Consider the following 24,473-nt stretch of genomic DNA (forward strand, 5'->3'; position numbering starts at 1 on the left):
CACGGCGAGGAGCGCGATCATGAGCAGACAATCTTTGATAACTCCGCTTACGCAGGGCTTTTCGCGGCGCGGATTCCTCGCGGGCGCCGGCGGGGTGGGCCTCGTGGCCGCCACCGGGTTCACCCTCGCAGGGTGCGGAAGCTCCGACTCCGGCAATACGCTGCAGAAGGCACAGGATGCCGGCAAGATCACCGTCGGCTACGCGGGCGAGCGGCCGCACAGCTTCAAGGAGGACGGCACGCTCACCGGCGCCGCGATCGCCATCGACAGCGCCGCCTACAAGGAGCTCGGCATCGACGAGGTCGAGGGCGTGCTGGTCGATTGGGGCGGGTTGATCCCCGGCCTCAAGGCGGGACGCTTCGACGCGGTGAGCGCCGACATGTCGATCCTGCCCGAGCGCTGCAAAGAGGTGGCTTTCTCCACCCCCACGTTCCGTTACACCACGGCGCTGATGACCCCGCCCGGGAACCCGATGGGTCTGATGAACCTCGACGACGCGGCCGCGAAGGGCGCCAGCGTCGCGGTCATGGCGGGCGCTCTCGAGAGCGGGTATTGCGACAAGCTCGGCATCGACAAGACGTCCGTCGACACAGCGCAGGACGGCATGGATGCGGTGACCGCAGGACGCGTCGACGCCTTCGCGCTCACCGGCGTATCGCTGCATTACATGAAGAAACAGCAGCCGGACGCGCCCGTGGATGTCACTCCGTCGTTCGTGCAGGTGATCGACGGGGTCCCGCAGATCAGCGGCGGCGCAGCGACGTTCCGGCAGGGTGACACCGAGCTGGTCGACGCCTTCAATGAGAAGGTCCGCCCCATCGTCACCGATAAGGAACGCTATCTCTCGCTGGTCAGCGACTTCGGCTTCAGCGAGGCCGAGATGCCCGATCCCGACTGGACCACGCAAGCATTCTGCGACGGGAAGCTGCCGTAAGCGGTATGGGAGACCAGCTTCAGGCTGTACTCGACCACCTTCCGGATTTCCAGCACGGCCTGATCGTCACCCTGGAGTTGACCGCGGGCGGAACGGTGCTGATGTTCATCCTGGCCTTCGCGCTGGGCCTGGCATCCACCGCGCCCGCGGTCATCGTCCGCGGTGGCGCGCGGGTGGTGATCGAGTTCTTCCGCGGGACATCGCTTGTGGTCCAGATGTTCTGGCTCTTCTTCGTCCTGCCACAGCTCGGAGTGGAGATATCTCCGATGCTGTGCGGCATCCTCGCGCTGGGACTCAACTACGGCGCCTACGGGGCCGAGGTGGTCCGCGGCGCCTTGGGGGCGGTGCCGGTGCCCCAGCGCGAGGCCGCCGTGGCCCTGGGCTTCTCGCCGGTGGACCGTTTCCGGCGCGTCGTCTTCCCGCAGGCGTGGGTGCAGATGATCCCACCGATGAAGGTGCTCATCATCCAGCTGCTCAAGGGCTCCGCCATCGCCTCGGCGATCACGCTGGTGGACCTGAACTTCCAAGGGCAGATACTGCGTAACGCCACGGGCAACACGTTCCTCGCGTACGGCATCGTGCTCGTTCTGTACTTCATCATCGCGTACGTGATCGAGTGGCTGATGAAGGGAGTCGAGTACCTCGCCAAGCACCGGCTGGGCCTCGTCGACGCCGCATGGTGGGACCCGCGCCGATACAGGACGCCGGCGCTCGCCGGCAGTGCATCGCCGGACCGGGCCCCGTCCGGGACATCCGACGAGGATCCGCGCGGCACGCGAGGGGGTGACCGATGAGCGTCGACTGGAGTTGGGAAACCACCTGGGACGTCCTGCCCGTCCTCCTCGAGGGGTTCAAGACCACGCTGTTGGTCACCGTGATCGGCTCGGCCATCGCGATCGTGGCGGGGCTGATCGTGGCCGTGGTCCAGCAGACCGGCTTCAAGCCCATAACCTGGCCGCTGAGTTTCGTATTCACCTTCATCCGCTCCACCCCGCTGGTGGTGCAGTTGACCGCCGTCTACGTGGCCATGCCCACCGTCAAACCGCTCTACATCGGCATCGCCGTCATCGGCGTGCACTACGCCACTTACCAGTCCGAAGCCTTCCGCGCCGGCATCGACGCGGTGCCGAAGCACCAGTGGGAGGCGTGCACGGCACTGTCGCTGCCGCGGCGCCGCACATGGATCGCGGTGATCCTGCCCCAGGCCCTGCGCGGCGTGGTGCCCGCCCTGGGCAACAACATCGTCGCCATGTTCAAGGACACCCCGTTCCTGTCGGTCATCACGGTGACGGAAATGGTGCGGGTTGCCCAGGTCTACGGCGGCGACCACTTCCGCTACATGGAGGCTCTCACCCTGGCCGGTCTGATCTTCCTGGTCGCCAGCTACCCGACGTCCCTGCTCATCCGCCGTCTGGAGGCACACCTTGCCCGCAGCTGACACAGCGACCGCCACGCAGGATCAGCCGATGATCCGATTCGAGAAGGTGGTGAAGAAGTTCGGTGACAACACCGTGCTCGACCACCTGGACTTCTCGGTGCGTCGGGGCGACCGCGTCACGCTCATCGGCCCGTCGGGGTCGGGCAAGACGACCATCCTGCGCCTGTTGATGACACTGGAGACGGTCACCGACGGCATCATCTGGGTGGGGGACGAACCGCTGAGCCACGTCCGCCGCCGCGGCAAGTGGATCCCCGCACCGGAGAAGTACCTGCGTCGCCGCCGGCGCACCATCGGCATGGTGTTCCAGCACTTCAACCTGTTCCCCAATATGAAGGTGATCGACAACATCACCGAGGCGCCGGTCCGCGTGCTCGGGCACTCCAAGCAGGACGCCCGCACGCGCGCGGTGGAGTTGCTGGACATGGTGGGGCTGGCGGACAAGGCCCAGCAGCACCCGTCGAAGTTGTCGGGCGGCCAGCAGCAGCGCGTGGCCATCGCCCGCGCGCTGGCCATGGAACCGGAGATCCTGCTGCTGGACGAGGTGACCTCGGCGCTGGACCCGGAGACCGTCTCCGACGTGCTCGACGTGCTCCGTGAGATCGCCCGCACCACCGACATCACGATGCTCATCGTCACGCACGAGATGCGCTTCGCCCGTGACGTGTCCAACCGCGTGCTCATGTTCGACGGCGGCCGGATCGTCGAAGAGGGTTCGCCGGAGAAGATCTTCGGCGCGCCGGACGAGGAACGCACGCGGAAGTTCCTGCACGCGGTGCTGGGCGACTGAGCGCCGGTCGGCCGGCCGTGACGTGACCTGCGGACCGGCCGTCAGGCCTTGAAGTACACGAGCTGGTGCGAGGTGGCCAGCAGGGTGCCGCCGGCGCCCCATATCTCCGCCACCTGGTCGAAGTACCCCTTACCGAACGTTTTGGCCCTGGCTGTGCCCAGCACCGGCTCGTCGCCCTGGCGTGCCAGCACCTCGGAGTCAGCGTGGAAGTACACGGTGAAGGTCACCGTGCCCGCAGGCAGGGCGGTGCCGCGCCGCAGAAACGCCCGCGGGTAGAAGCTGTCGCAGATGCCGGTGAGTGCCGCGAAGTCGAGGGGGCGTGGAGGCACGTCGCGCACCCACATCGTGGTGGTCGAATCGTCGCTCTCCACCGGTGCCGCGCCGTCCGCAGAAGGCTGCGGGATGCCGCCGACGATCCAGCGGAACTCGTAGTTGTCCGCCCACTTGATGAACGGCGGCATCGGCTGTGCCGGGACCTCGTCCGGCCTGGGGACCTGCGGCATGACGGCTTCGTCCGCCGCCCAGGTGTTCCGGCGCACCGCGAACACGGCCGTGGCGGTGGTGGCGACGACGCCGTCCTGGCTGAGCTCGATGAACCAGTGCTGCGTGGAGCGGTTGGTACGCGTGGGGCGGGCGGTGACGGTGAAGGCGCCGTCCGCGACGGGCCCCGCGAAGTTCACCGTCAGGGCCACTGGCTCCCCGAGACGCTCCGGGTGCTCCTGGGCCGCGCGCAGCAGCACCGCGGCCGTGTTGCCGCCGAACGGGCCCACCATGTTCGCGTACGCCGCGGAAGTGGCGCCGGTGAAGGTCCCGTCGTCTCCCGCGGCCAGTTCCAGCGAAGCATCGAGCGGGTGGGTGGTCTGCGGCACGGCTGCACTCCTCGTGACGGGCGGGCGGACATGTCTGCGGCCCTTCAGCGACGGCCGACGGCGGCCGGGCCGCGCCGCGGGGCACCGCGGGGCGGTCCGTGGCCGCGTTCCGACAGGCTATCCGGCGGCGGAAGTCGCGCGCTCGTCGCCTCCCTCCGCGACCCTTAATAAGAAAGCGGACACCCCGGCGCCGCGAGGGCGACCGGGGTGTCCGCATTGATGATGTTGTGGCCAGGGCCGGGGTCGAACCGGCGACCTTCCGCTTTTCAGGCGGACGCTCGTACCAACTGAGCTACCTGGCCGGAAGGTCTCGGCTTACCACCGAAACCTTGTGCGACCCTGACGGGACTCGAACCCGCGACCTCCGCCGTGACAGGGCGGCGCGCTAACCAACTGCGCCACAGGGCCTTGCTGTGTACCACTGGAAACTTCCGCTTCCGGTAGTAATTTCTACCATGTCCCGCCGCCGGAACCGAATCGCCTGGTCCGCAGCCGTGACCGTGATCGATCACGGCACGGCTCGCACGCGATACCGCAACGCAGGTGAGACCGTACCCCCTACGGGATTCGAACCCGCGCCGCCGCCTTGAAAGGGCGGTGTCCTAGGCCGCTAGACGAAGGGGGCTCGCCGAGCAGGCTCGGCAAGTACCCTCAACGGCTTTCCGTTGGGAGCGAGGAAAGCATATGGCATACAGTCCCGCTCCGCCAAATCGGCCCGACGTCGCCGGGCGGCCGGACGCGGAACGCGCCCGACCGGCAGCGTGCCCCCTGTCGGGCTCGAACCGACGACCTGCGGATTAAAAGATCCGACGTTGGGCGCGCTCAGGTCCTCAAGTTCGTCAGCCGACGCGCCGCCCCGCAGGAACACGAGCCGGCGGCCGCGGCATGACCCTCGATGAATGCCGCGCGCGGCTCGGCCTCGCCGTCACCTACGTCGGCATCGGCCGAAACCTCGACCGCCCTTGCTGGATCCGCCGCGTCCACAAGTCCGGCGTCGTCGTCTGGTTCGAGGACACCCGGGCCCGAGACACGGTGCACCCCAACGATCTAACGATTCGATGAACTTCCCCCGGCAAAGCGCAGCGGCACGCAAGAATCCCCCCATGGAAACACCGCGCCCCCTGCATCTGGACGACTGGGAAGTTCACCAGTCCGCTGCCCGCCTCGCCCGCGTCACGATCACCGAACGCATCCGAGTCATCACCGCGTTCGCCAACGAGACCGAGCTGCAGCCGGCACATGCCCAGCCGATCGACATCGTCCGATGGATCGCCAGCCACGACGAGTGGTCACAGTCCACGGCCGCGACCTACCACTCCTACCTCGCCGCCTGGTTCAAGTGGCTCCACACCCAGGACCTGCGCGCCGACAACCCCATGCTCAAGGTGGGCACGCCGAAGTACCCCGACCGGCTCCCCCGCCCCGTCTCCGACCGCGACCTGCTGATCCTGCTCACCTCGCGCATGCGCACCAAGACCAGGGTCATGGTCCTGCTCGCCGCGCTCGCAGGCCTCCGAGTCCACGAGATCGCCAAGGTGTCCGGCGAGGACTTCGACCTCGACGACCACACCCTCCGCGTCCGAGGCAAGGGCGGTCGGATCGCGCTGATCCCCCTGCACCCGCTCCTCCTCGAGGCCGCGGCGACGATGCCGCGCCGGGGCCACTGGTTCCCCGCGAACTCACGACTCCCCGCCGGTGAGCACGTCCGGTCCAGGTCCGTGTCCGACGTCGTCGGCCGGGCCATGCGACGGGCCAAGGTCGCCGGCACACCCCACTCACTGCGGCACTGGTTCGGCACCACGCTGCTCGACGACGGCGCCGACCTGCGCACGGTGCAAGAGCTGCTCCGGCACCGGTCACTCGCCACGACGCAGATCTACACCAAGGTCTCCGACATTCGACGGAACCAAGCAGTCGAGCGTCTCCGCCCGTTCGACCGTGCGGCATGATCCAATCGGTTGAACCGACCGACGATCATCGAAGGAGACCAATGAAGACGCGCGCTACCGCCGCCTTACCGGCCCTCGCCGCCGCGCTCGCCCTCGCGGGCTGCGGCAGCAGCATCGCCGACAGCTCTAGTAGCACGCCGGCCTCTGATGCGCCCGCCGTACAGTCACCCGACACTGACGCGGACGCCATCCGCACCGCGTTCGACAATGCGCGCAGCGGACCCGAGGGGGCGTGGGATGAACTCACCATCGGCTGCCGGGCGATCATGTCGATGATGCTCGGCGGGAAGGACGGGCTCGCCGACGCGTTCGCGCAGGACCCGCCCGGCCCGGTCACGGTCACCGACGTGTACGTCGCCGGCGATACCGCGGCTCTCGCCTACGTCGACGAGGAAGGTCCGCACACGGACCTGTGGGTGCGCACAGGTGACGGGTGGAAGAGCGATTGCGGACCGGACGCGCCCGACCTGCCTATCCGGCCCGGCACCAAGGCCAGCACGGAGCCCGCGCCGAGCGCCACCGCAAAGTCCTCCATGCCGGAGAACGTCCCCGCGGCGCAGCCGGCGCCCGTAGCCACCAAGCATATGCCTCCCCCGGCGAACGCCGAGCCCGCACAGGACCTGGCGCCACCGGCGCCGGCAGCCGTCGAGCAGTCGGTCACGACTGCGGACAGCGCGCCGCCGGTCGGGTTCACCGGAGCACCCCGCGGCGAACCTCAGCCGCTCACCGGTAAGACCATCGACTACTGCATGGACGACCCGACGATGTACCAGCCGGGCACGACCATGTTCACGGACGGCACCACCGGATGGACCCAAGACTGCGCAAGCTGAGACGGCTCACGGATCCGGCGCATGCTGCATGAGCTGGACCACGAAGACCCCGGCGGGCGCGACTACTTACCCTGCGACCCCAGAACGGCCCCGGACCGAATGGTCCGGGGCCGTTGCCGACGCGCAGGGGGGTGCGCGCCGTTCGTCCGCAGGGGGATGCGGACACTTACTTGGACGCACCCGGCGCGCCGCCGGTTCCGCCCCCAGGCGCCCCAGCATGGTCGGTCACACCCGCATGGCGGCCTGCGCGTCGCAGTAGGCGAGCGCCTCGCCCACATTGCGGCGCAGCTCCACGTCGGCGCCGATCATCCGCAACGGCCGTGCCACCGGACGCGACGCCACCACCACACACGCCACCTTCTCGTAACGGGCAGCACCGCAGAAATCCATCAGGGTGGCCAAGCTCGGCGTGCTCATGAAATCGACGCCAGTCGCGTCGACCACGACGCCGCCGGCGGGCGGGTCATCGAGCAGCCCGGCCAACGCGTCCGCGAGACGGGCCGGCTGTGGATCATCCGCCGTCCCGGACAACGACAGGAGGACCGTCGGCCCCAGGTTCACCCGGTCGATCGTGAAGACAACGGCATCGACGGCGCCGTCGCACAACATGGACTCAACGAAACCGCAGGCATCGGCCCACGGGGCAGCAGGTTGAAGTACTGGCATAAAGCTGCACTCCTCCTCGACTCGAGCTACATGCCGCCGCCGCGCAGTGCGCGTGTGCGGCGGCCGACTCATCGGCTACCGCCCGCCTGCACGGGCAGGTAGTGATGCCCAGGAACGGCTATGTTTTCAACCGCAGGTGACCGACCCTACGCGGCCTAGCGCAACTATGTAACCGTCCAAGACGCCGCAGCTCAGCCACCTCGGGAAGCACAGCCGTGTAATCCGAACGAACGACACACGAACGGCTCGACGCGTTACGAGATGAAGATCGCCTCGAGGAATGTGCGCCAGATCGCGGCACCCACGATGGCGACGAGTGCAGAGTAGACCGCGACCCACACGAGCAGACGCGTAGTCACGTCGAGGGCAGTGCACACGAACGCTAAGGCGCGGTGGTTCTCGCAGTAGGCACTCACACGATGTTCCCGTGCAGGGAGGTTATGGGCGTTCATGGCACGGTAGTGCAGATAGTCGCCGAACAGGGTGGCGTCCAGCATCGACTGGAGCGGTTTGAGCCCCGCAACTACGCCCGAGTCCTCGGACGACATCGCCGCTGTTCGCCGCGGCTTGTCCGGCTCCGATTCCTCGAGTTCCTGCGCGCGGGTACGCAATTCCTTCACCTCGTTGACGTCCAACTCCGTCGGAGTGACCGTCGAGTTGACCTGCGTGCTCTGGAGGCCCCCGCCGTCCGCGTCCTCGATCGGCGTTCCCGCGTTCTCCATCACCACTGCGTCAGCCCGAGGTTCTTCATCCGGTGCTTCAAAGCATCCAGCGAGACCCCGAGTTCGCGGGCCACACGTACCGGGTCCTGATACCCCGCCAGCAGCTCTCGCACAATCGGCTCGGGCATGAGCAGCGCCGCTGCGAACTGATTCGCGTAGATCTCCTCTTCGTACGTTCCACAGGCCGAACGTTCGTCGCGGCGATGTACATAGGCTTCGTGCTCGGGGCCGGCAGCAGTCATGTTGTGGAAGTAGTGCCCCAGTTCGTGCGCACAGGTGAACCGCTGACGGACAGGTGCGTGCTCGCTGTTTAGGAAGATCTCTGGATCCGAATTTCTGTCGACCTTGGCGATCATGCCGGACCGGTTGTTGTCCATTTGCACGGAGTAGACGTTGATGCCCAGGTCGCGCGCGATCATCACTGGATCGACCGGGTACTGGAACTCATAGCCTGGCCCTGCGAGTCCCTGGAGGACACGCTTAGCGGCGTCCTCTGGACGCCACCGTGGCCGAGTCGACGCGCCCACCACGCCACCTCCCGTATCCTCGCTGATCTGCTCGACTTCCTCATCGCCTACAGCGCTATCGCGCTGGTGGATGTTTCACCGGCGATCATGTGCGGGCGTTCTGCCGACAGGTTATCCCGGGCGGTGAGCGTGCGACGAGATATATCCCACTTCGGAGTGGCGCAGTTCACTCCACACAGCGATGACAGGCTCCTGCACCCTGGATCTCTACTGTCGCGAGCGATCGGCAATCCGCCGGTCACACAATAGGAGGGGCTCCGAGGAATGTGAAGACCAGCGGACGGTACAGGCGCACCGGCGATCGGTTCCCCCGGGGCGGGCTCTGGATGAGCCGCCACGGCAAGTACGCCTTCGTGCAAGCTCCTGCGCACGGCGTCTTCCCGCACTGTCCATGCTGCGGCCGTACCGAGCGCTGGGTGCTGAGTCCGTACCTGCCCGGCGAGGTGTGGCCGCCCGAAGGGTGGGTCGAGCTGCAGAGGCGGCAGAGCGTGCCGATCTACTGAGGCACGGCGGCCGGCCCCCGTGCGTCGTCCACGCGCGGGGGCCGGGGTGGCCGCCGCCCCTCTGAGCTGCGACCAGCGCGCACTCTACCCCGACCGTGTTTCATCAGCGGTAGGAATACGGCAACCCGCGCCTTCCTATAGCGCCCGATGCAACCCGCCGATGCTGCGCGCGTACGACGCGGCCCCGGTCGGCCGGCACTGCTGATCACCGCGGCCACCCCCAGCGGCGGATCGGGGTGCCGGCCGTGCCGAGGGGTGCACGTTGCAGCAGATCGCAGACGTGATCGCCTGGACCCGGGCCGCCGTGCACTACCGGCGCAGAGGCTAGAGGTCGCCACCCGACCAATCATCCACCGCAACGGTTTCGATGCCCGGCCGGATACCGACGTACCTGCCCGCAGGCAACGTGCCCGTGTAGGAGCCTTTCGCAACACCATTCAGATAGAACGTGGCTGTGCTGCCGACCTTCTCCAGTCGGATCACGTCACCCGCTACACCCTCACTGGACGACGTGGTGCCGTATGTGAGGACCGTCGTCGCACTGTTACCCGCGCCCGGTACGACCGTGTAGATGTACCAGTAACCCCCGGTACGGACGGACAGGTGCAGCGACTCGTTCGTGCCACCCGCGTTGGATGCGAGGGTGACGCCGGGCGCGCCTGATGTGACAGAGGCCGGTTCGGTGATTGTGCATTGTGCGAACTGGTCGTCCGTGAGGGTCGGCTTCTCACCCCAGATGGCGCAGTCGGAGTAGCCGATGCGCGACGACGACCCCGTGCCGGACACGGTTCCGCTGGTGATCGTGAACCCCTCGGACGCATAGTAGGTGCGGACGATCCAAGGGGTAGTGAGCGGGCCGTCCGCACGGTTGAAGTCGTCGGCGAACAACTTGTACGTCACGCCGACCGCAGGCAGAGCCAGCGTGCCCTCACCCGACAGCAGCAGGGTGCGGCTGAACGCGGCGTGCGCATCCAGCGCAAGACTGCCAATACCGGACATAGACAACGGCGTCACTCCCACGCCCGCCGCAGTCGCCGAGAACGTGCCCTCGCCGGACAGTTGGAGCATCCCGTATTCGACCTCGATCGCAGGCAGAGACAGTGTGCCCTCGCCGGTGCGTTGCAGAATCCGCTCGAACGTGGCGTGCGCCGGCATGCCCAGCGTGCCCTCGCCCGACAGGGCCAGGTTGCGTCCGTACCCGCCCTCGGCGGGCATCGTCAGCGTGCCCTCACCCGACAGCGGAAGGGCCACCCGGTAGACGCCGTGCGCCGTCATACTCAACGTGCCCTCGCCGGTACGGGCGAACGCTGCCGTCGCCACCACCGACACTGGCATCGTCAACGTGCCCTCACCCGACAGCGGCAGGTGTGCGTGCCCGACCATCGTCGCGGCGAGCATCAGCGTGCCCTTACCCGACAGCCACAGCACGCGCTCCAACGCGAACGTCGGCATCAACCCATCAGGGATCGTCACCGACGCCGCCGCCCACGACGGGGCCTCCACCGCCGGCGCATCCACGCCAGGGGCTTCGACGCCGACCGCCGACCACCGCGGCGCTACCAGCTCCGTCACGTCACGCCTGCGTGTACGTCGGGGTCACCTTCACCTGTCCGTCCGCGTTCAGGATCGTGGTGGTGATCGTCCCCGAATCCACGATCGTGCCGGACGCGTCATGCAGCGCACCATAGTCCCACGTGCCAGCCGGGGCCTCGAACGTCACCTCAGCGCCCGAGACGGTGGACGACGCGGCCGCCCCCCACGTGATCGCTTGCCGGGCGTACGACGTGCCGGTGCACTCCGAACCGGACCCGGCCGGATCGCCGGACCACAGGCTGAGTTTCACTGCCCGCGACGCGTACTCGTCGGCCAGGGCATTGCGGGTTGCCTCTACGCGGATCGTCATGTCAAGCGTCCTTCCGGTCGATGGTGCCATAGAAGAAGCACCGGTCAAGGGTCTCGGAGCCCTGCGGGATGTGCACCAGCAGGAGGTACTGTGCGCGCTCGGGGATAAGGTCCGTCTTCGCCGTCTGCACCCACCAGGTGATCGAAGTGGACGACACGACGCCCGTCCACGTGTCCAGAACCGTGGACGTAGGGTTGCGGCCCTCACGGATGACGATCTCCGCCGTCGTGCCGGACGGAAACTCTTGCGTGCCAGGTGGGTGCACCGTCAGCTGGAAGTCCTGGCCGGATTGCAGGATCAGTTTCGACTTGATCCCTTCTGCGTCAAGCGTGGCCATCGGCTGCCTCCTCCAGTGCGTATCCGGCGACGAACAGGGCGTAGGCGTGGGACGCGAAACCCGATATGGAACCCGGCAGCCTGACCATGATTTTCGCCGCGCCGCCCCGCTCCGGTCCATGCGACGGCACTACCACCGTCTCCTGCTGCGACGGCTCGCCCGTACGCTGGTCCACCGGGCCCACCGACGTGAACACCGTCACGAACTCGTGACCCGCCAACGGCGGGTCCATGCGGTAGCAGCGAGCCTCACCCGCAAAACCACCCACGACGCCCATCACTAGGGTCGCTCGCCCTGCTTCCATTAGCCCTCCTCGATCACGAGAGTCTCGATGATGGTGACGCGCCCCGGGCCGCCGACGGTCGCGCCGATGCCGCCGCCACCGCCCGGAGATTCACCGCGCCGCCCGGTGCTGCCGCCTCGTCCTGCCTGGAACCAGCCCGGCCACAGTGGGTGGAAGCCGTTGCGGTAGTCGCCGCCCGACACGCCCCCCGACGTGCCGCCCCCGCCGCAACCGGCGAGGTTCCCGATGGGCTGGTTCGATACCGACTCGCCGGCGCCGCTGGAACCTCTGCCGCCGCGCCACGGACTGACGCCGCCCTGCCCTGTGCCCTCTGGCGTGCCGGGCTGCCCGCCTGGTGCGGTGAGGTCACCGAACGATGTGTCTCCACCGGGCTGACCGGCCGCCGACGCTCCGACGACGACGGGCACCTGATCGGGCAGGACCGCCGCGAACAGGCGCGGGCTGACGACGGTCGCGCCGCCGCCACCACCGCCCTGTGTACCGCCGCCGCCGCCCGCACCCTGCAGGTACACGACGATGGACACGAGGTTCGCGGGCTTGTAGTAAGTGTCATCAAAGATGAAGGTGACGACGTTGGACTGGTAGTAGCGGATCGACTGCGGCGTGGTCACGAGGTCCGCTCAATCACGTACACGCGCCCCTGGCCGCCGTTACCGCCACGGGACGTTCCGCTTATCAGGTTGGCTCCGCCCCCGCCGCCGCCACCACCGGACGGGAAACCCCCATTGGCACCGTTGTTGACGCCTGATCCCCCTCCGCCGCCGCCGGCCCCCGTTGCGGCCAGGCCAACAGCGTTATCTCCACTGTTCCCGGGTGATCCTCCTGGCGAGATCCCCCCAGCGCCTCCCCAGCCGGGGGGGACGTTGGGGTTAGCCGACTGCCCCGCACCGCCGCCACCGCCCCCGCCGTGCAGGTCGTATTGCGAGACGGAGTTGGTTCCGTTTATCTCGTTCGCTTCCCATCCAATGCCGCCCCGGCCGCCGGTGATCATGCCGGTACCCCCAGACGACCGGGGGGTGGCCGTAGTATTCGATGACGGGCCTCCGATACCACCTCCAGCGGCGATTTCATCGCCACTTTCGGTGATGATCTTCGACGGCGTACCTCCGTAACCGGGGTTAGACCCACTTCCGCCGGAACCGCCCGCCCCGACCTTGATGGACACCGCGTTCCCCAGCAGCGATCGCGGGACGTTCAGGTGAACCTCTCCGCCCCCGCCGCCGCCGCACCCGACGTACCGCGATCCGCCGAGATACGCGCCCTGGCCGCCGCCGCCACCACCACCAGAGCCGAGGATGATGAAGTCGATCGACGTCACACCATCCGAGATGTAGTGAGTCTGGTTCGAGTCGTAGTACACCGACTGGCCCTGCAAGATCATCCGATCCACGGCCTCTTGCAGGTCGGTGATGTAGTTCTGCTGCTCCTGAATGATCGGCAGCTGCTCGACGTAGCTGTTGTCAACAGTGTTGAGAATCGCTCCGAGGATGCTGCCGAATCCGCCGAGGATGTTCCCGAAGAAGTTCTGCCGCGCCTGCTCGGCCGGGTCGAGCAGCGACGCGCCAGGCGCCTGCTCGTCTTGCAGCCCCGAGATCTGGTTGTAACCGCGGAAGTCTTCCGGCTGCTCCCCACTGGGCGTAGTCACAGCGTGTCCTCCGGATGATGCTTCGCGATCGACGCGTCCGCCCGGCGGATCGCCGTGTGCGTCTCCGCGCGCAGCCGCAGGAACTCGGACCAGTCCGCGTCACGAACCCTCTGAAACTCCGAGCGGTCCTCGGCGCGCAGCCGGGCGAATGTCTCCCGGTCCTCGCGCACCTCGCCGCCGATCCGCGCCGTGCGCCGCTCGAGCTCGCCGAGAACCCGGTCCTGCGACGACATACGGTCGAGGATCTCCTCGTGCCTGGCGTCCTGCTCCTCACGCAGATTTGTCGAATGCGCGTTGGACACCTGGTCCTTGACCTCCCGGGTATCCCGGTACAGGCGGATCAGGGCAATCGTGATCGGCGTGACCACCACGCCTGCGACGGCGATGATCGCCCACAGCACAGGGTCGACGGACGCGGGAACCGACCCCACCGTCACTCCCCGCGCTGGCGGCCGCGCGCGGGCAGCAGCGACGGCGAATCGTGGTCACCGATGCCCGACGAGACGAGCGAGGTCAGCACGGAGACGAGTGCCGCGGTGCCGACGACGGCGGCCGCGTTACCCCAGTCGAGGTCGAGGACCGTCGTCCCGACGGCGAGCAGGGCGAGCAGCGCCTGCACGGCGGTCTTCACCGCGCGCTCGCCGGTGTCTTCCCAGAAGTCGATGGTCCACATAGCGTCCTCCTGCAGGTATGCGAAAACCCCCGCGGGCACTACAGCGGGGGTCGGGTTCGGGTGCGTATGAAGTTGTGGCCGGCTCGGCTACTCGTCGGCGGAGTCGTCGGGGTTTTCGCCGGGCGGCAGCTCGAAGCCGTCGATGCCGAGCTCCACGCCGATCACCGCGATGGCATCGACGAGGGTGCGGCCGCCGAGCTGCCGCCAGCCCGGCCACGACGCGGCGACGTCGACCACCCGGTTCCCGTGCTCATCTGTCGTGTAGACGAGATCGCGCGATCCGGTGAGCTGGGCGCGCACGTCCTTGGTGTCCGAGCCCATCGGGCCGACGAACCCGGTGATGAAGTCGCCGATGAATGTCTTCAACTCGGCGACGTCTTGTGCTGTCATGTGGTCCTCCTCCGGTAGTAGCGCTTCGCCGAGGGCGAGGCAATGGTTGTAGCGGCGTCGGCGGTCGGCGAGGCCGTTGGTCCCGCCGTTGATGCAGCGGGTCGCGCCCTCGAGATCCCGGCGGTCCGCGTATCCGTTGAGCCCGCGGGTGACCCAGTACCAGACCGCACCGACGAACCCGGTCTCGTCGTCGGCCAGGGCGGCGGGGTTATCCACGAAGAACGACGACGTCGGCACCAGGCCCTGCTCGTAGGCCCAGCGGGAGCACTCGGCGTAGTTCGCCCGGCCGGTCACCTGGATCGGCCCGCGCCCATGGAACCGGTAGCCGTCGCCGGGCCGGACGTTGCCGAGGTCGGCGCGGCCCTCGTAGCCGCGCTGCGCGACCGTGGGCCCCCAGATCTCCTCCATCCACCGCAACCCACCCGACTCGTGGCCCAGCTGCGCGCACCACATCGCTGCCCGCTCCACCGTGGTGATGGACGCCGTACGCATCGCCGCTGTGAAGGCCGGCAGTAGCCGGACGTACCGGGCCGTGGACAGGCTGCCCCCCATCGCTGCCGCGAGCACGGCCGTAGTCATGCCCGTCGCGGCGCCAGGCTCGTCCGCCCAGATCCCCAGGTATCCAGCGCGCAGCTTCGCCGCGAACGCCTCGTTGCGCGGATCCCCTTCGGGGTGGGCCATCTGATAATGCATCTCGTCTGCACGCTGCCAGTCGGCGCCCCAGAACACTGTGCCCTCGAATAGAGCAAGACCTTGGCGGACCTTGGCAATCTTGTCGGCCGGCATCCTCCGCAGCCCCCACGGATAGCGGGGAGCGTTCACGTCCACCGCCGTGCCGGACAGGTGGTTCGACGTGGCAACCGCGTTCTCGCGCGACCACCCCCAGATCGGCGTGACGATCTCCTCGACGTTCCGGTCGTACCAGAACAGCCAGGCGCCGAGGATCGTCAGCGGCGCGCCCATCCGGATCGGCGCCGTGTCGGTAAGATACAACTCGGGGATCCGGACGATGTCGCACTCGTCCCTGTTGCACATCCTCCACCCGTTCTCCGAATGGGTGTGCCCGTAGGCGGTCCGGAAACTCACTGTCACACCTCCTTGCCGTGGCCGCGGTGCGCGGCCGGATCGTCGGCGACGCGTATCTTCTGCTCCCACACGCTGCGGCGCCGCAGTGCCTCGTCGATCGCTTCGCGCTCCACCTTCAGCGCCTTCACCTGGTCGTCCGACAGTGCCTCGACGTCGACCGGCTCGGGCTCGACGCGCTTGGGCGGCGGTGCATTCATCGGCACCCACTTGCCGGGGTTCACCCAGCACGCCGGGCCAGCCTCGGGCGGGTCGTGCCGGATCACCTGGCGGGGCAAGTCCGCCACCGCCACCGTCCCGTCCTTGTCTGCCAGCGCGGCGACGTCGTCGACGTGGATCAGGCCGGCACGCTCGGCGTGCCGCGCGTACAAGTCGGCGAGCTCGACCGGCATCTGGAAGCCCATCTCCTCCCCCGCCCCGGGCGGGGTGCCCTGCGGCGCGTGGAAGACCCACCGGTACCGCGCGGGCACCGGATCCGGCCCTACCGGTTCGGGGTCCGGGGGCCGGAACTTCGGCGGCGGCGTGGCCGCCGATCTGCGGGCGGCCGCCCGCGCACGGGCGCGGGCCCTCGTCTTCGCCTCCTCGATCCGCTGCTGCTCATCCATGGTCAGGCCTCCTCACGATTGGACTGCAATCTGCTGGGCGATCGTCGACACCGCCTGCAGTACACGGGCCAGGCGGGCCGTCGGCGAGGTGTCGTCGTCGTCCTTGCCGACCGCCAGCGTCCAGCCGACCGGATCGTTCGGGCCGAAGGTGAGCCGCGCCGTGCGGATCTGGTCGGTGTAGAGGACCCCCGACATTCCGAGCTCCATCGACACCCGGTCACCCATGACGGCGTGCATGCCGTACCAGTAGGGCTGGCCGTTGACGACCTCCACCTGGAACGACGTGTACGGCTGCACGGCCATCTGCCCGGTGCGGAACGCGGCCAGCGTCGACGGGGAGAACCCGTTCTGCCCCGACGACTCCCAGTACTCGCCGTAGGCGTCGCGGCCCATCTCGTCGCGCAGGTTCGTCAGGTCCGCGCGCGCGAATGCGAGGATCACGTCCTCGATCTGCTCGTCGAAGATGCCCAGCGCCAAGCCGGGGTTGAGGAAGATCATGCCGATGTAGCCGAGGATCGCGTTCGCGATCAGCTTCACCCCGGTGTTCACCCAGCCCGGCGACTTGCCGCCGGTGAGGATCGCCGACGCGATCGCCTTGTGCTGGGTCTTGCGCCACTTCACGATCCCGGACTGGCCGGTCCCCGTGGCCGTGGTGTACCGCTGGGCGGCGTACCAGACGACGGCCGGCACCTCCTTGACCGTCCCCCACTTGTCCTCGGAGTACTCCTGCGGCTCTTCGTACGGGACCGGGGTCTTCGTCTCCTGAATGTTGTCGCCGAGGATCGACCGGACGAACGGCATGAACCCGTCGAGCAGCGTGCCCGTCTTACCGCGCACCCCTCCCTTGTCGACGACGTCCCAGATGAGAGTCGGCATCGTGATCGTCGCGTACTCGGGGAACGGCTGCTCGTCCCCGGGCAGCCAGCGGGTCGCGGTCAGCTGCAGGCCCGCGTCCTCGAGGATGGCCTTGACGACGTCGTAGAAGTTGCCCATCCGGGTGGCGATGATGCAGTGCATCGACGTGTCGTTGAACAGTCCGGTGCCACGAGGGTTGACGATGTGCGGCCAGTTCGCCGCCTCGAAGTCCTGCGCCCACGCCGTCTTGGAGAAGATGTCCGCGGGCAGCCTCCAGAACGGCTGGTACCGGCGCAGCAGGTTCAGGTGCAGCAGCGTCTTCACACCGGTGACGGACGGCCCGAAGTAGGGGTAGATCTTCGGCCACTGCACCTGCAGCAGGAAGAACGGGTTCGGGTAGCAGTAGATCTTCTTCGCGTGCTGCAGATCATGCAGGAAGCTGATGTTCATCGACTCGAAGCCGTCCGAGTCCATCGACTCCTCGATGGTCTGCGCCTTGCCCGCCCACTCGGTGTGCGACTGCGTCACCCGGACGTGCAGGTCCTCGGCTTCGGTGACGTTCTCCGAGATCCACTGTGCCACCGGATTCGCCGCAAGTTGGGCGAGCTTGCCCTCGCCGGCGTCGTTGTACAGGTCGGTGAAGTCGCCGGAGATCGCGTCGTCGACGGTCGAGAGGAACCGCCAGTCCTTGTCGTAGATGTCGACTTCGGCCGGGGCCTGCGCCTGCGCGACGATCTCGTCCCACCATGCGTCGTGGTAGGCCTCGACCTCGTCGAACCCGGCCAGCGCCGCGGGCGCGGTCACAGCGTCCTCCCGTACGGCCGCTCATAGCGGGGTGTCAGCTTGACCCGGATGCCCGCGGTCGCCGACCCGGTCACCGTCACCGGCAGCTCGACGCGGGCAAGGCCCGGCGGTATCGCATGGGTCCACCTGGTTTGCCGCAGCTTGCCGAACGCCATCGGCTCGTCGAGCACCGACAGCGGGATCCGCTGCGGCGACGTGTCCACCATGCCGTGCTTGCCAGCCGCAAGCTCGGGCAGCGTGTGCATGATCCGCTGGCCTGCCTTCGCGTGCCCTTCCGGGTAGACGCCGAGACCGTCCGGGATCGTCCATGTCTGCGCCGCTTCCGACTCGCGGATGATCCACCGCAGCCACGCATCATGGTCCCCCGTGTTCGGCAGGACCAGTGTCTCCGAATGCGTGCCCGACGACGGGTTCACGAACTCGTCAACGACCGGCGGCCCGTACCACCACGGGTCGAACGCCGTCACCTCGATCTCCCACACCGCATACCCCGCGCGCGCGGGATCCGTCCCGTCCGGCGCTGTCAGCTTCGGCGTGCCCGTGCGACGCACCGTGATCTCCCGCACCTCGCCCCCATCGTCGGACTCGACACGGATGATCCAGTACACGCCCGGCCGGGCCACCGACCACAGCAGCGAATCGACGTCCTCCCACGAATCACCACCATGCGCCTCGGTGCGGACGATCAGCGTGAACACCCGCGTCTCGACGCGATCGCGCGACGGGATCGCCCCGGGCAGCGACGCGAGCACCTGCTGCGGCGTCGTGCGCGGCGCGTGATACATCGCCTTCAGTGATCCCTTGCCGAGCAGCACGCCCTGGGCACCCATCTCCGGGCCGGCCACATCGAGCACCAGCTCGTCGATCCCGTCCGCGTTGCGGCGGATCAATTGCACAACACGGCTCACCGGCCGGCCCTCCCCATCACTACGGACAGCCGCTCACCGAGCGCCTCGACCGTCTTGTTCGCCGCATCCTCCGCGTCACGCACACCATTGACGACGATCTCCGCGTTCACCGTCACCGGCGCATTCCCGGCCTGCGTCTGCTGGCCGGGCGACACCCGGGCCTGCTCGTTCACCAGCTGCGGCGACGAGAACATGTTCGACAGGCCGATGCGCCCGGTGACGTCATTTCCCATCTCGGCGAGCGCATCCGCCCCGATCTGGGCGCCGATCTCCAACGGCGTCGCCAACCGGTCCCCGGCCGCCGTCGCCGACGCCCCACCGACAGCGCCCCCAGCAGGCGCTGCCGTACCGTCGGGCGGCGGCACGCCCGGCCCGGTCGGCGTCGTGTCCTCGAACCCGCCGGAAGGCCAGTTCGTCACGAACACGCGCACCGCATCACCGGCCGCCGACGCGGCACCCACGCCGGATCCGCCGCCGGATCCGCCGCCGGCCGATGCGCCGCTCCCGCCGCCGGCTGACGAGACGCCCGACGAGGTACCCCCGCCGCCGGAAGCCATCGTGCCCAGGCCACCCGACGGGGCAAGCAGCCCGCCCATCTGCGAGGCATCTGTCATCGGCACCGACTTCGGGTCACCGCCGAGGAAGAACTCCGGCGGCAGATGCGCGTGATCGGTGAACTGTCCCCACGCCGCGCCCACCGCGTTCCCGCCGTACTGGCCGTCCCCGCGGGCGCCGCCCATCTCGAAGTTCACGCCGTTCGGCAGGGTCGCCGCCGTGTGCCCGCCGTAGGGGCCGCCGTTGTACCAGCCGATGTTCAGCGACCCGGCCGGGCCGAGGCCCGGCTGGAAGCCCATCGACGCCAGCGCGGACTCCTCGTTGCCGGTGGCGAACCGGCCACCCCACGGGTCCATGCCCACCGCGTACCGGGCGAGTGCCGACACCGCGCCGGAGCAGTCGCCCCAGTGGACGCCGCCCCACACGTACGGCTGGCCCTCGACTCCCTGGGCGAACAGGGCCAGCTCCTGCTTGGAGACGAGACCGCCGTCAGCGAAGCCCGGCACCATCTCGTGCAACAGCGACGCGGGCGGAACCCACCCGGCGTTCACGGCCTGCAGCAGCGGCAGGTTCGCTGCGGTCGCCCGCGCGTTGACAACGAACTCGCGGTCCGACAGGGCCACCAGGTTCGCGTCATCTCGGGGCCCGCCGCGGCCGCGGAACAGTCCGCCGTCGGCCATGTGCGCGTCGGCCCACGAGACGAGGCTGTCGCCGAGCCCGCCGAGTCCCTTGCCGCCGAGGCCGGGCACCCAGTCGGGGATGTTGATCTTCTGCAGGATCGACCCGATGGCCTTCACCGCCACGGCGACGGCGTGCACGATGCCCTGCCAGATTCCGGAGATCGTGTCGCCGACCGCGGAGAAGGTGTCGCCGACTCCGGAGAATCCGTCCTTGATGAAGTCGAAGGCCGGCTTGATCACGTTGTTCCAGGCGAAGTCGATCGCGCCAGAGATCCCATCCCACGCGGGCTTGATCGCGTTGTTCCACAGCCACATCGCGATGTCGCCGACCGCTTGCACCCCGGACTTGAGGAAGTTGAACACCGGCATGATCACGCTGTTCCACGCGAACGAGATGATGTTGCCGATCCCCGCGAACGCAGGCTTGATCACGTTGTTCCACAGGAACATCACCGCGGGCACGATGATCTCGGTGATGTAGAACTTGTACGCGTTGAACACCGGCATGATGATGTTGTTCCACGCCCACGAGATGACGTTGCCGATCCCCGCGAACGCCGGCTGGATCACGTTCCGCCACAACGCGGTCACCACCGGCATCAGCGTCCCGGTGATCCACCCCCACAGGGCAGTGAACACGGGCTTGATCACCGAGTTCCACGCCCACGACACGGCCGTCTTGATCCCGTTCCACGCGGCCTGCACGATATTCCGGAACGTCTCCGAATGCTGGTAGGCCAGCACCAGGGCAGTCACCAGACCTGCGAGGGCAGCGACGATCAGCCCCACCGGGTTCATAGTCATCGTCCGGTTGAGCAGCATCTGGATCGTGTTCCACGCCGTCGTCGCGATCGTGATCCCCGTAACCGCGAGCCGGTATGCCGCGAAAGCCGCTACCAGCGGGGCCGCCACCAGCGCGACGGTCTTGAGCAGGTCGGCGTTGCGCTGCATCCACGAGGCCATATCGGTCAGCGCCTGCACGAGCCCCTGCTGCACCGTCCGCTTCAGCGACTCGAGCGCGTTCCCCGCATTGCCATTAAGCGTGTCGCCCATCTGCTGGGCCGATCCGGCGAACCCCTCCATCCCGCCCGACCCGTCAGAGATGGCCTGCAGGAACTGAGGAATCTGGTCCACAGACAGATCCTCGAGCGGAGTGCCGAACAACGCGATCGCCGCGTTCGCCCGGTCCGCCGGATTCTCCATCTGCAGCAGCGCCTGCGCAGTCTGCTGCAGCGCCTCGCGCGCACCCTCACCGCCGCCGGCGATCTTCGCCGCCATCTCCTCCGCATTCAGACCCACCGACTCGAACGCCGTCGTCGACGCCTTCGACATATCAGAGCCGCGGATCGTGAACTCCTTGAGCGCGTCACCGGTCTTATCGAGCGCCCACTTGCCCTTGTCCGCGGCCGACACGAGCAGACCGAACGCCTGCTCCCCCGAGAAGCCGAGCGCACGAAAGTTCGTGCCGTACTCGTTCAGGATCTCCGGCAGCTCTTCCCGCATCGCCGCCGGCACCCGCTGGAACGCGGTCGTCATCAGATCGAACGCCTGCGTCGTGTCCGCGGCAAGCCCGTTCGTCACCAGCTGCGACGCGGTCTGCACAGCGTTCGGCACGTCGATCTCGAAGACCTTCGAGAAGTTCAGCGCATTCTGCGTCGCCGACTGCAGCGCACCACCGTCGAGGTTGTCGAAGCTCGAGGCGACCACGCCCACCGCCTTCGACACCGACTCCATCGAATCTCCGAGCCCCTGGGAGTACAGGTCCCCGGCGAGCCGGCCGTACTCCGCAGCCTGGCCCGGCGTCGCACCCAGCGACGCTGCCAGGGTGTCCGTGAGCTGCGCCTGGTTGATCGCCTCCATCCCCACGGCCACCGCCGCGCCGATACCGGCCGCGGCCCCTACGAAGTCCTTGATCTGCGATACCGCGCCGGAAGCCTTGTCCCCGTACGTCTCGAGCCCTTCGGCTCCCTGCCGTGACTCGCGTCCCGAATCGGCGGCCGCGTCCGCAGCGTCCCGCACCGCCGCCTCGTGCAGCTTCTCCTTCGCCGTCACCTGCTCAGTCGTCGACTCGACCTCGGCCCGCGCCTTACGCACCGCAGCCTCGGCCCGGGCGAGCTTCTCGCCGGACGCCGACGCATCATCACGCAGCCCGTCGAGGCGCATCTCCTCGACCGTCAGCTTCCCGGCTGCATCAGCGGCACGGTCCTTCGCCGCCGACAGGTTGTCCTCAGCCCGGGCGACCGTGCGCACAGTGCCTTCCCCGCCGTCGCGCGCCGCCTTGAGATCCTTCGCCGCTCGGGCCGTCTGCGTGGACGCCGTCTCGGCGCGACGCTGCGCCGACGCCAGCCCCTCCTCCGCGCGGGTCAGCTGCAGGCTCGTCGCCGAACCGGACTCGCGCAGATCCTTCAGCTTGGCCTCGGCGATGCCCACCTTCCCCGCGAGGTCCGCCTCTCGCGCGCGGGCATCGCCGAGAGTCTTCGAGGCCTTGTCGATCTGCGCGGCCGACGCCGCCAGCCCGTCGGCCGCCGCGTCGCCCGCAGCCGCGCCCGCCTTGCCGAACCCTGCAGTGAACTCGCGGCCGGACGAGCGCGCCGCACCGGAAGCCTCCTTGATGACCTTCGACGCGAACCCTTTGAGCGACGGGGCCACCGGCACCCACACGGTGTCGGCCACGAGATCACCACCTCACGACGAGAACGGTCACAGGGAATCGAGCCAGGCTTGCGCCTGCTCCGCCAGCTCCGGCGGAACGTGTCCGAGCTTCGACTGGTTCGCGCGGACGAGCTCCGACCACGGGAAGCGGGGCATGTCGTCGGAAGGCATCTCCGCCGACTTGTCGCCGTACGCCTTCCGTGTGGTCACGAGCAGGCCGAGCAGAACCCACAACGTCTGCCAGGCCAGGTCGGTCTTCAGGTCGTACGGGCGGTCATCAGTGCGCCGCCAGTAGACGGGCGATTCTTGCGGCAGATACTTGACCAGGACCCGCAGCTTGCGCAGCGTGATGTCGCCGCGGTGAAACGCGGCGACCACGTCCCAGCCGTACGTCTGCTCGCAGGCGGCCTCTACCGCCTCCGGCGACGGCGCGAGGACGTCGAGGCTCGTGTAGGGCGCGTCTCCACCGCGTCACGCACTCGCGACATGTGCTCCTGGAAAGCGAGCAGGAAGATGCCCGAGCCGCCCTGGATCTCGCGCTGCTTGCCGTCGGCGCCGTCGATCGTCGCCGTCGCGGCCACGAACTCGGCGTACTGGTCGTCGCCCATGTACCAGGCGGCCATGTCGGGGTCGAAGTCGATCTCGGAGATCTCCTCCTTCTCCTCGTCAGTCAGCGTCTGCGGATCGCGGAACGTCCACGTACGGCCGGCGAAGTCGAACGGGATCCGATCACCGTCGACACCGGTCGCCTCGGCGCGCTGGGCGTAAAGTTCCTCCACGTTGATTCCGGGCATGTCAGGCCTTCCCTTCCGAACGTCAGGCCGAATAGATAGGTCGGGCGGCGGCGGGGGCCTGACGACCCGCCGCCGCCCGGTCGAGGGTGTCTCGGTCAGGAGACGGTGAGGGTGAGCTCCTTGGTTGCCGTCGCCGGGGTGGTCGCCGAATCGGTGACCGTCACGGTGAACGTCTCGGCGCCCGCCGTGGTCGGGGTGCCGGCGATCTCGCCCGCCGACGACAAGGTCAGCCCGTCCGGCAGCGTCCCGGTCGTCACCGCCCACGAGTACGGCGCCGTGCCACCCGACGCGGTGAGAGACCGCGAGTAGGCGGTGCCGGTGGTGGCGTCAGCCAGGTTCGTGGTCAGCACCTCGAGTGCTCCCGGCTGGGTCGACGCGTCCGTGTCGAAGCCGCCAAAGATCCACCGGCACGTCTTGCCCGCCAGATCCGGGTAGTCGGTGGCCGACGCCGGGAAGAAGCTGATCGTCACCTCGAGGCTGAACAGATCCGAGTTGACGAACTTGATCGCGCCGCGCGCGGACACCTGCGTGTCGAAGCCGATCAGCCGCACCTTGCGGATTCCGTCGATGATGTCGAGGTTCAGCTGGTAGTGGGCGAACTCAGGCAGCCCGGCCTCGTCGAAGTAGAACTCACCGTCCTGGCCCGCGACGATGGCGGCGGGGTCGACGCCGAGGAAGTAGGCGATGTTCTCGCGGGAGATCTCCCACAGCACCAGCTTGATCGACTTGACCGACTTGGTCAGATCCTTGCGGATCGCGACGACCTCCTGCCACGGGATGAACTCGTTCGACTCCTCGTCGAACGACAGCTCGATGCCGTCCGGGCTGATGTAGCCGACGTTGCGGTGCACCGACTTGTCGTACGGCCCGATCGTCGTCGACGGCGCGACGCCGACACCGGCCAGCCGTACCGCGCCGGTCTTCGCGACGGTCGCGTTCTTCTTGTTGAAGCCTTCCAGGACAGCCTGCTCGGCCATGTCTGATCACTCCTCACGTGGGGATGACACAGCCCCGGCCAGATGGGCCGGGGCTTGCTTGTCGGATTGGCTCGACG

General features: G+C 68.1%; 28 protein-coding genes, 3 tRNA genes and 1 pseudogene. 8 read left to right on the top strand and 24 right to left on the bottom strand.

Features of this window, described 5'->3' with window-relative positions; all coding sequences use genetic code 11:
• Positions 1 to 19 precede the first annotated feature (19 nt).
• Genes JJ683_RS00475 through ehuA form a run of 4 tightly spaced genes read left to right on the top strand, consistent with a single transcriptional unit; the run spans position 20 to position 3,162 of the window.
• Positions 20 to 934, top strand: a complete 915-nt coding sequence (locus JJ683_RS00475; protein WP_200170720.1) for a transporter substrate-binding domain-containing protein — start codon at positions 20 to 22, stop codon at positions 932 to 934.
• A gap of 5 nt (positions 935 to 939) precedes the next feature.
• Positions 940 to 1,728 carry an ectoine/hydroxyectoine ABC transporter permease subunit EhuC gene (gene ehuC, locus JJ683_RS00480; RefSeq protein ID WP_200170721.1) on the top strand — a complete coding sequence of 263 codons (789 nt, stop codon included), beginning with the start codon at positions 940 to 942 and terminating at the stop codon, positions 1,726 to 1,728.
• Complete coding sequence (ehuD, locus tag JJ683_RS00485) at positions 1,725 to 2,372, top strand: ectoine/hydroxyectoine ABC transporter permease subunit EhuD (RefSeq protein ID WP_200170722.1); 648 nt, start codon at positions 1,725 to 1,727, stop codon at positions 2,370 to 2,372. Before ehuC ends, ehuD begins: the two co-directional genes overlap by 4 nt.
• 28 nt (positions 2,373 to 2,400) lie before the next feature.
• Positions 2,401 to 3,162, top strand: coding sequence for an ectoine/hydroxyectoine ABC transporter ATP-binding protein EhuA (ehuA, locus tag JJ683_RS00490; protein WP_200170723.1), 762 nt, complete (start codon positions 2,401 to 2,403; stop codon positions 3,160 to 3,162).
• A 41-nt stretch (positions 3,163 to 3,203) separates the two neighbouring features.
• On the opposite strand, the gene JJ683_RS00495 is transcribed toward ehuA, so the two are convergent.
• The 4 genes from JJ683_RS00495 to JJ683_RS00510 all read right to left on the bottom strand — a co-directional run bounded on the left by JJ683_RS00495 (position 3,204) and on the right by JJ683_RS00510 (position 4,656).
• Positions 3,204 to 4,031 carry an acyl-CoA thioesterase gene (locus tag JJ683_RS00495; RefSeq protein WP_372435208.1) on the bottom strand — a complete coding sequence of 276 codons (828 nt, stop codon included), beginning with the start codon at positions 4,029 to 4,031 and terminating at the stop codon, positions 3,204 to 3,206.
• Positions 4,032 to 4,259: 228 nt separating this feature from the next.
• Positions 4,260 to 4,333 (bottom strand) — tRNA-Phe (locus tag JJ683_RS00500).
• A gap of 32 nt (positions 4,334 to 4,365) precedes the next feature.
• A tRNA-Asp gene (locus JJ683_RS00505) sits at positions 4,366 to 4,439 on the bottom strand.
• Positions 4,440 to 4,583: 144 nt separating this feature from the next.
• Positions 4,584 to 4,656, bottom strand: a tRNA-Glu gene (locus JJ683_RS00510).
• 260 nt (positions 4,657 to 4,916) lie between these two features.
• Here JJ683_RS00510 and JJ683_RS00515 point away from each other — a divergent pair.
• The 3 genes from JJ683_RS00515 to JJ683_RS00525 are packed head-to-tail and all read left to right on the top strand — an operon-like array spanning position 4,917 to position 6,813.
• Positions 4,917 to 5,093 carry a hypothetical protein gene (locus JJ683_RS00515; protein WP_200170724.1) on the top strand — a complete coding sequence of 59 codons (177 nt, stop codon included), beginning with the start codon at positions 4,917 to 4,919 and terminating at the stop codon, positions 5,091 to 5,093.
• Between the two features lie 41 nt (positions 5,094 to 5,134).
• A complete protein-coding gene (locus JJ683_RS19335) occupies positions 5,135 to 5,980 on the top strand; it encodes a tyrosine-type recombinase/integrase (protein ID WP_277952035.1) in 846 nt (281 codons plus the stop codon).
• A 41-nt stretch (positions 5,981 to 6,021) separates the two neighbouring features.
• Entirely contained in the window at positions 6,022 to 6,813 is a 792-nt protein-coding gene (locus JJ683_RS00525) for a nuclear transport factor 2 family protein (RefSeq protein ID WP_182359591.1), read from the top strand.
• Between the two features lie 225 nt (positions 6,814 to 7,038).
• On the opposite strand, the gene JJ683_RS00530 is transcribed toward JJ683_RS00525, so the two are convergent.
• The 3 genes from JJ683_RS00530 to JJ683_RS00540 all read right to left on the bottom strand — a co-directional run bounded on the left by JJ683_RS00530 (position 7,039) and on the right by JJ683_RS00540 (position 8,620).
• Complete coding sequence (locus tag JJ683_RS00530) at positions 7,039 to 7,422, bottom strand: STAS domain-containing protein (protein ID WP_200170726.1); 384 nt, start codon at positions 7,420 to 7,422, stop codon at positions 7,039 to 7,041.
• Between the two features lie 311 nt (positions 7,423 to 7,733).
• On the bottom strand, positions 7,734 to 8,201 hold the full coding sequence (locus JJ683_RS00535) for a hypothetical protein (RefSeq protein WP_200170727.1): 468 nt from the start codon (positions 8,199 to 8,201) through the stop codon (positions 7,734 to 7,736).
• On the bottom strand, positions 8,201 to 8,620 hold the full coding sequence (locus JJ683_RS00540) for an ImmA/IrrE family metallo-endopeptidase (RefSeq protein WP_200170728.1): 420 nt from the start codon (positions 8,618 to 8,620) through the stop codon (positions 8,201 to 8,203). Before JJ683_RS00540 ends, JJ683_RS00535 begins: the two co-directional genes overlap by 1 nt.
• A 374-nt stretch (positions 8,621 to 8,994) precedes the next feature.
• On the opposite strand from JJ683_RS00540, the gene JJ683_RS00545 reads away from it, so the two are divergent.
• Positions 8,995 to 9,231 (top strand): hypothetical protein, encoded by a 237-nt coding sequence (locus JJ683_RS00545; protein WP_200170729.1) that lies wholly within the window; start codon positions 8,995 to 8,997, stop codon positions 9,229 to 9,231.
• 324 nt (positions 9,232 to 9,555) lie between these two features.
• On the opposite strand, the gene JJ683_RS00550 is transcribed toward JJ683_RS00545, so the two are convergent.
• The 17 genes and pseudogenes from JJ683_RS00550 to JJ683_RS00630 all read right to left on the bottom strand — a co-directional run bounded on the left by JJ683_RS00550 (position 9,556) and on the right by JJ683_RS00630 (position 24,396).
• Positions 9,556 to 10,803 carry a hypothetical protein gene (locus JJ683_RS00550; protein WP_200170730.1) on the bottom strand — a complete coding sequence of 416 codons (1,248 nt, stop codon included), beginning with the start codon at positions 10,801 to 10,803 and terminating at the stop codon, positions 9,556 to 9,558.
• A 1-nt stretch (position 10,804) separates the two neighbouring features.
• On the bottom strand, positions 10,805 to 11,134 hold the full coding sequence (locus tag JJ683_RS00555; protein WP_200170731.1) for a phage tail fiber protein: 330 nt from the start codon (positions 11,132 to 11,134) through the stop codon (positions 10,805 to 10,807).
• Between the two features lies 1 nt (position 11,135).
• Entirely contained in the window at positions 11,136 to 11,471 is a 336-nt protein-coding gene (locus JJ683_RS00560; RefSeq protein WP_200170732.1) for an LtfC-like domain-containing protein, read from the bottom strand.
• Positions 11,458 to 11,775 carry a hypothetical protein gene (locus tag JJ683_RS00565; protein ID WP_200170733.1) on the bottom strand — a complete coding sequence of 106 codons (318 nt, stop codon included), beginning with the start codon at positions 11,773 to 11,775 and terminating at the stop codon, positions 11,458 to 11,460. Before JJ683_RS00565 ends, JJ683_RS00560 begins: the two co-directional genes overlap by 14 nt.
• Complete coding sequence (locus JJ683_RS00570) at positions 11,775 to 12,386, bottom strand: glycine-rich domain-containing protein (RefSeq protein WP_200170734.1); 612 nt, start codon at positions 12,384 to 12,386, stop codon at positions 11,775 to 11,777. Before JJ683_RS00570 ends, JJ683_RS00565 begins: the two co-directional genes overlap by 1 nt.
• Positions 12,383 to 13,420: a glycine-rich domain-containing protein gene (locus JJ683_RS00575; protein ID WP_200170735.1), complete on the bottom strand. Its 1,038-nt coding sequence runs from the start codon at positions 13,418 to 13,420 to the stop codon at positions 12,383 to 12,385. The genes JJ683_RS00570 and JJ683_RS00575 overlap by 4 nt, the downstream gene beginning before the upstream one ends.
• Positions 13,417 to 13,851 carry a hypothetical protein gene (locus JJ683_RS00580; RefSeq protein ID WP_200170736.1) on the bottom strand — a complete coding sequence of 145 codons (435 nt, stop codon included), beginning with the start codon at positions 13,849 to 13,851 and terminating at the stop codon, positions 13,417 to 13,419. The genes JJ683_RS00575 and JJ683_RS00580 overlap by 4 nt, the downstream gene beginning before the upstream one ends.
• A gap of 2 nt (positions 13,852 to 13,853) precedes the next feature.
• Positions 13,854 to 14,093, bottom strand: coding sequence for a holin (locus tag JJ683_RS00585; RefSeq protein WP_200170737.1), 240 nt, complete (start codon positions 14,091 to 14,093; stop codon positions 13,854 to 13,856).
• Positions 14,094 to 14,180: 87 nt separating this feature from the next.
• Positions 14,181 to 15,062, bottom strand: a complete 882-nt coding sequence (locus JJ683_RS19845; RefSeq protein WP_504739228.1) for a glycoside hydrolase family 19 protein — start codon at positions 15,060 to 15,062, stop codon at positions 14,181 to 14,183.
• Positions 15,063 to 15,086: 24 nt separating this feature from the next.
• A pseudogene (locus JJ683_RS00595) lies at positions 15,087 to 15,569 on the bottom strand (M15 family metallopeptidase); the annotation flags it as partial.
• A gap of 2 nt (positions 15,570 to 15,571) precedes the next feature.
• Positions 15,572 to 16,171 carry a phage gene 29 protein family protein gene (locus JJ683_RS00600; RefSeq protein ID WP_200170738.1) on the bottom strand — a complete coding sequence of 200 codons (600 nt, stop codon included), beginning with the start codon at positions 16,169 to 16,171 and terminating at the stop codon, positions 15,572 to 15,574.
• Positions 16,172 to 16,183: 12 nt separating this feature from the next.
• Entirely contained in the window at positions 16,184 to 17,830 is a 1,647-nt protein-coding gene (locus JJ683_RS00605) for a Gp37-like protein (protein ID WP_200170739.1), read from the bottom strand.
• Positions 17,827 to 18,738, bottom strand: coding sequence for a hypothetical protein (locus JJ683_RS00610; protein ID WP_200170740.1), 912 nt, complete (start codon positions 18,736 to 18,738; stop codon positions 17,827 to 17,829). Before JJ683_RS00610 ends, JJ683_RS00605 begins: the two co-directional genes overlap by 4 nt.
• Positions 18,735 to 22,646 (bottom strand): phage tail tape measure protein, encoded by a 3,912-nt coding sequence (locus JJ683_RS00615; RefSeq protein ID WP_200170741.1) that lies wholly within the window; start codon positions 22,644 to 22,646, stop codon positions 18,735 to 18,737. Before JJ683_RS00615 ends, JJ683_RS00610 begins: the two co-directional genes overlap by 4 nt.
• A gap of 27 nt (positions 22,647 to 22,673) precedes the next feature.
• A complete protein-coding gene (locus tag JJ683_RS00620) occupies positions 22,674 to 23,003 on the bottom strand; it encodes a hypothetical protein (RefSeq protein WP_182359571.1) in 330 nt (109 codons plus the stop codon).
• 32 nt (positions 23,004 to 23,035) lie between these two features.
• Positions 23,036 to 23,419: a hypothetical protein gene (locus JJ683_RS00625; protein WP_200170742.1), complete on the bottom strand. Its 384-nt coding sequence runs from the start codon at positions 23,417 to 23,419 to the stop codon at positions 23,036 to 23,038.
• Between the two features lie 95 nt (positions 23,420 to 23,514).
• On the bottom strand, positions 23,515 to 24,396 hold the full coding sequence (locus JJ683_RS00630; RefSeq protein WP_200170743.1) for an Ig domain-containing protein: 882 nt from the start codon (positions 24,394 to 24,396) through the stop codon (positions 23,515 to 23,517).
• Positions 24,397 to 24,473 lie beyond the last annotated feature (77 nt).

This window comes from Tomitella cavernea, from assembly GCF_016599145.1.
Classification (GTDB): Bacteria; Actinomycetota; Actinomycetes; order Mycobacteriales; family Mycobacteriaceae; genus Tomitella; species Tomitella cavernae.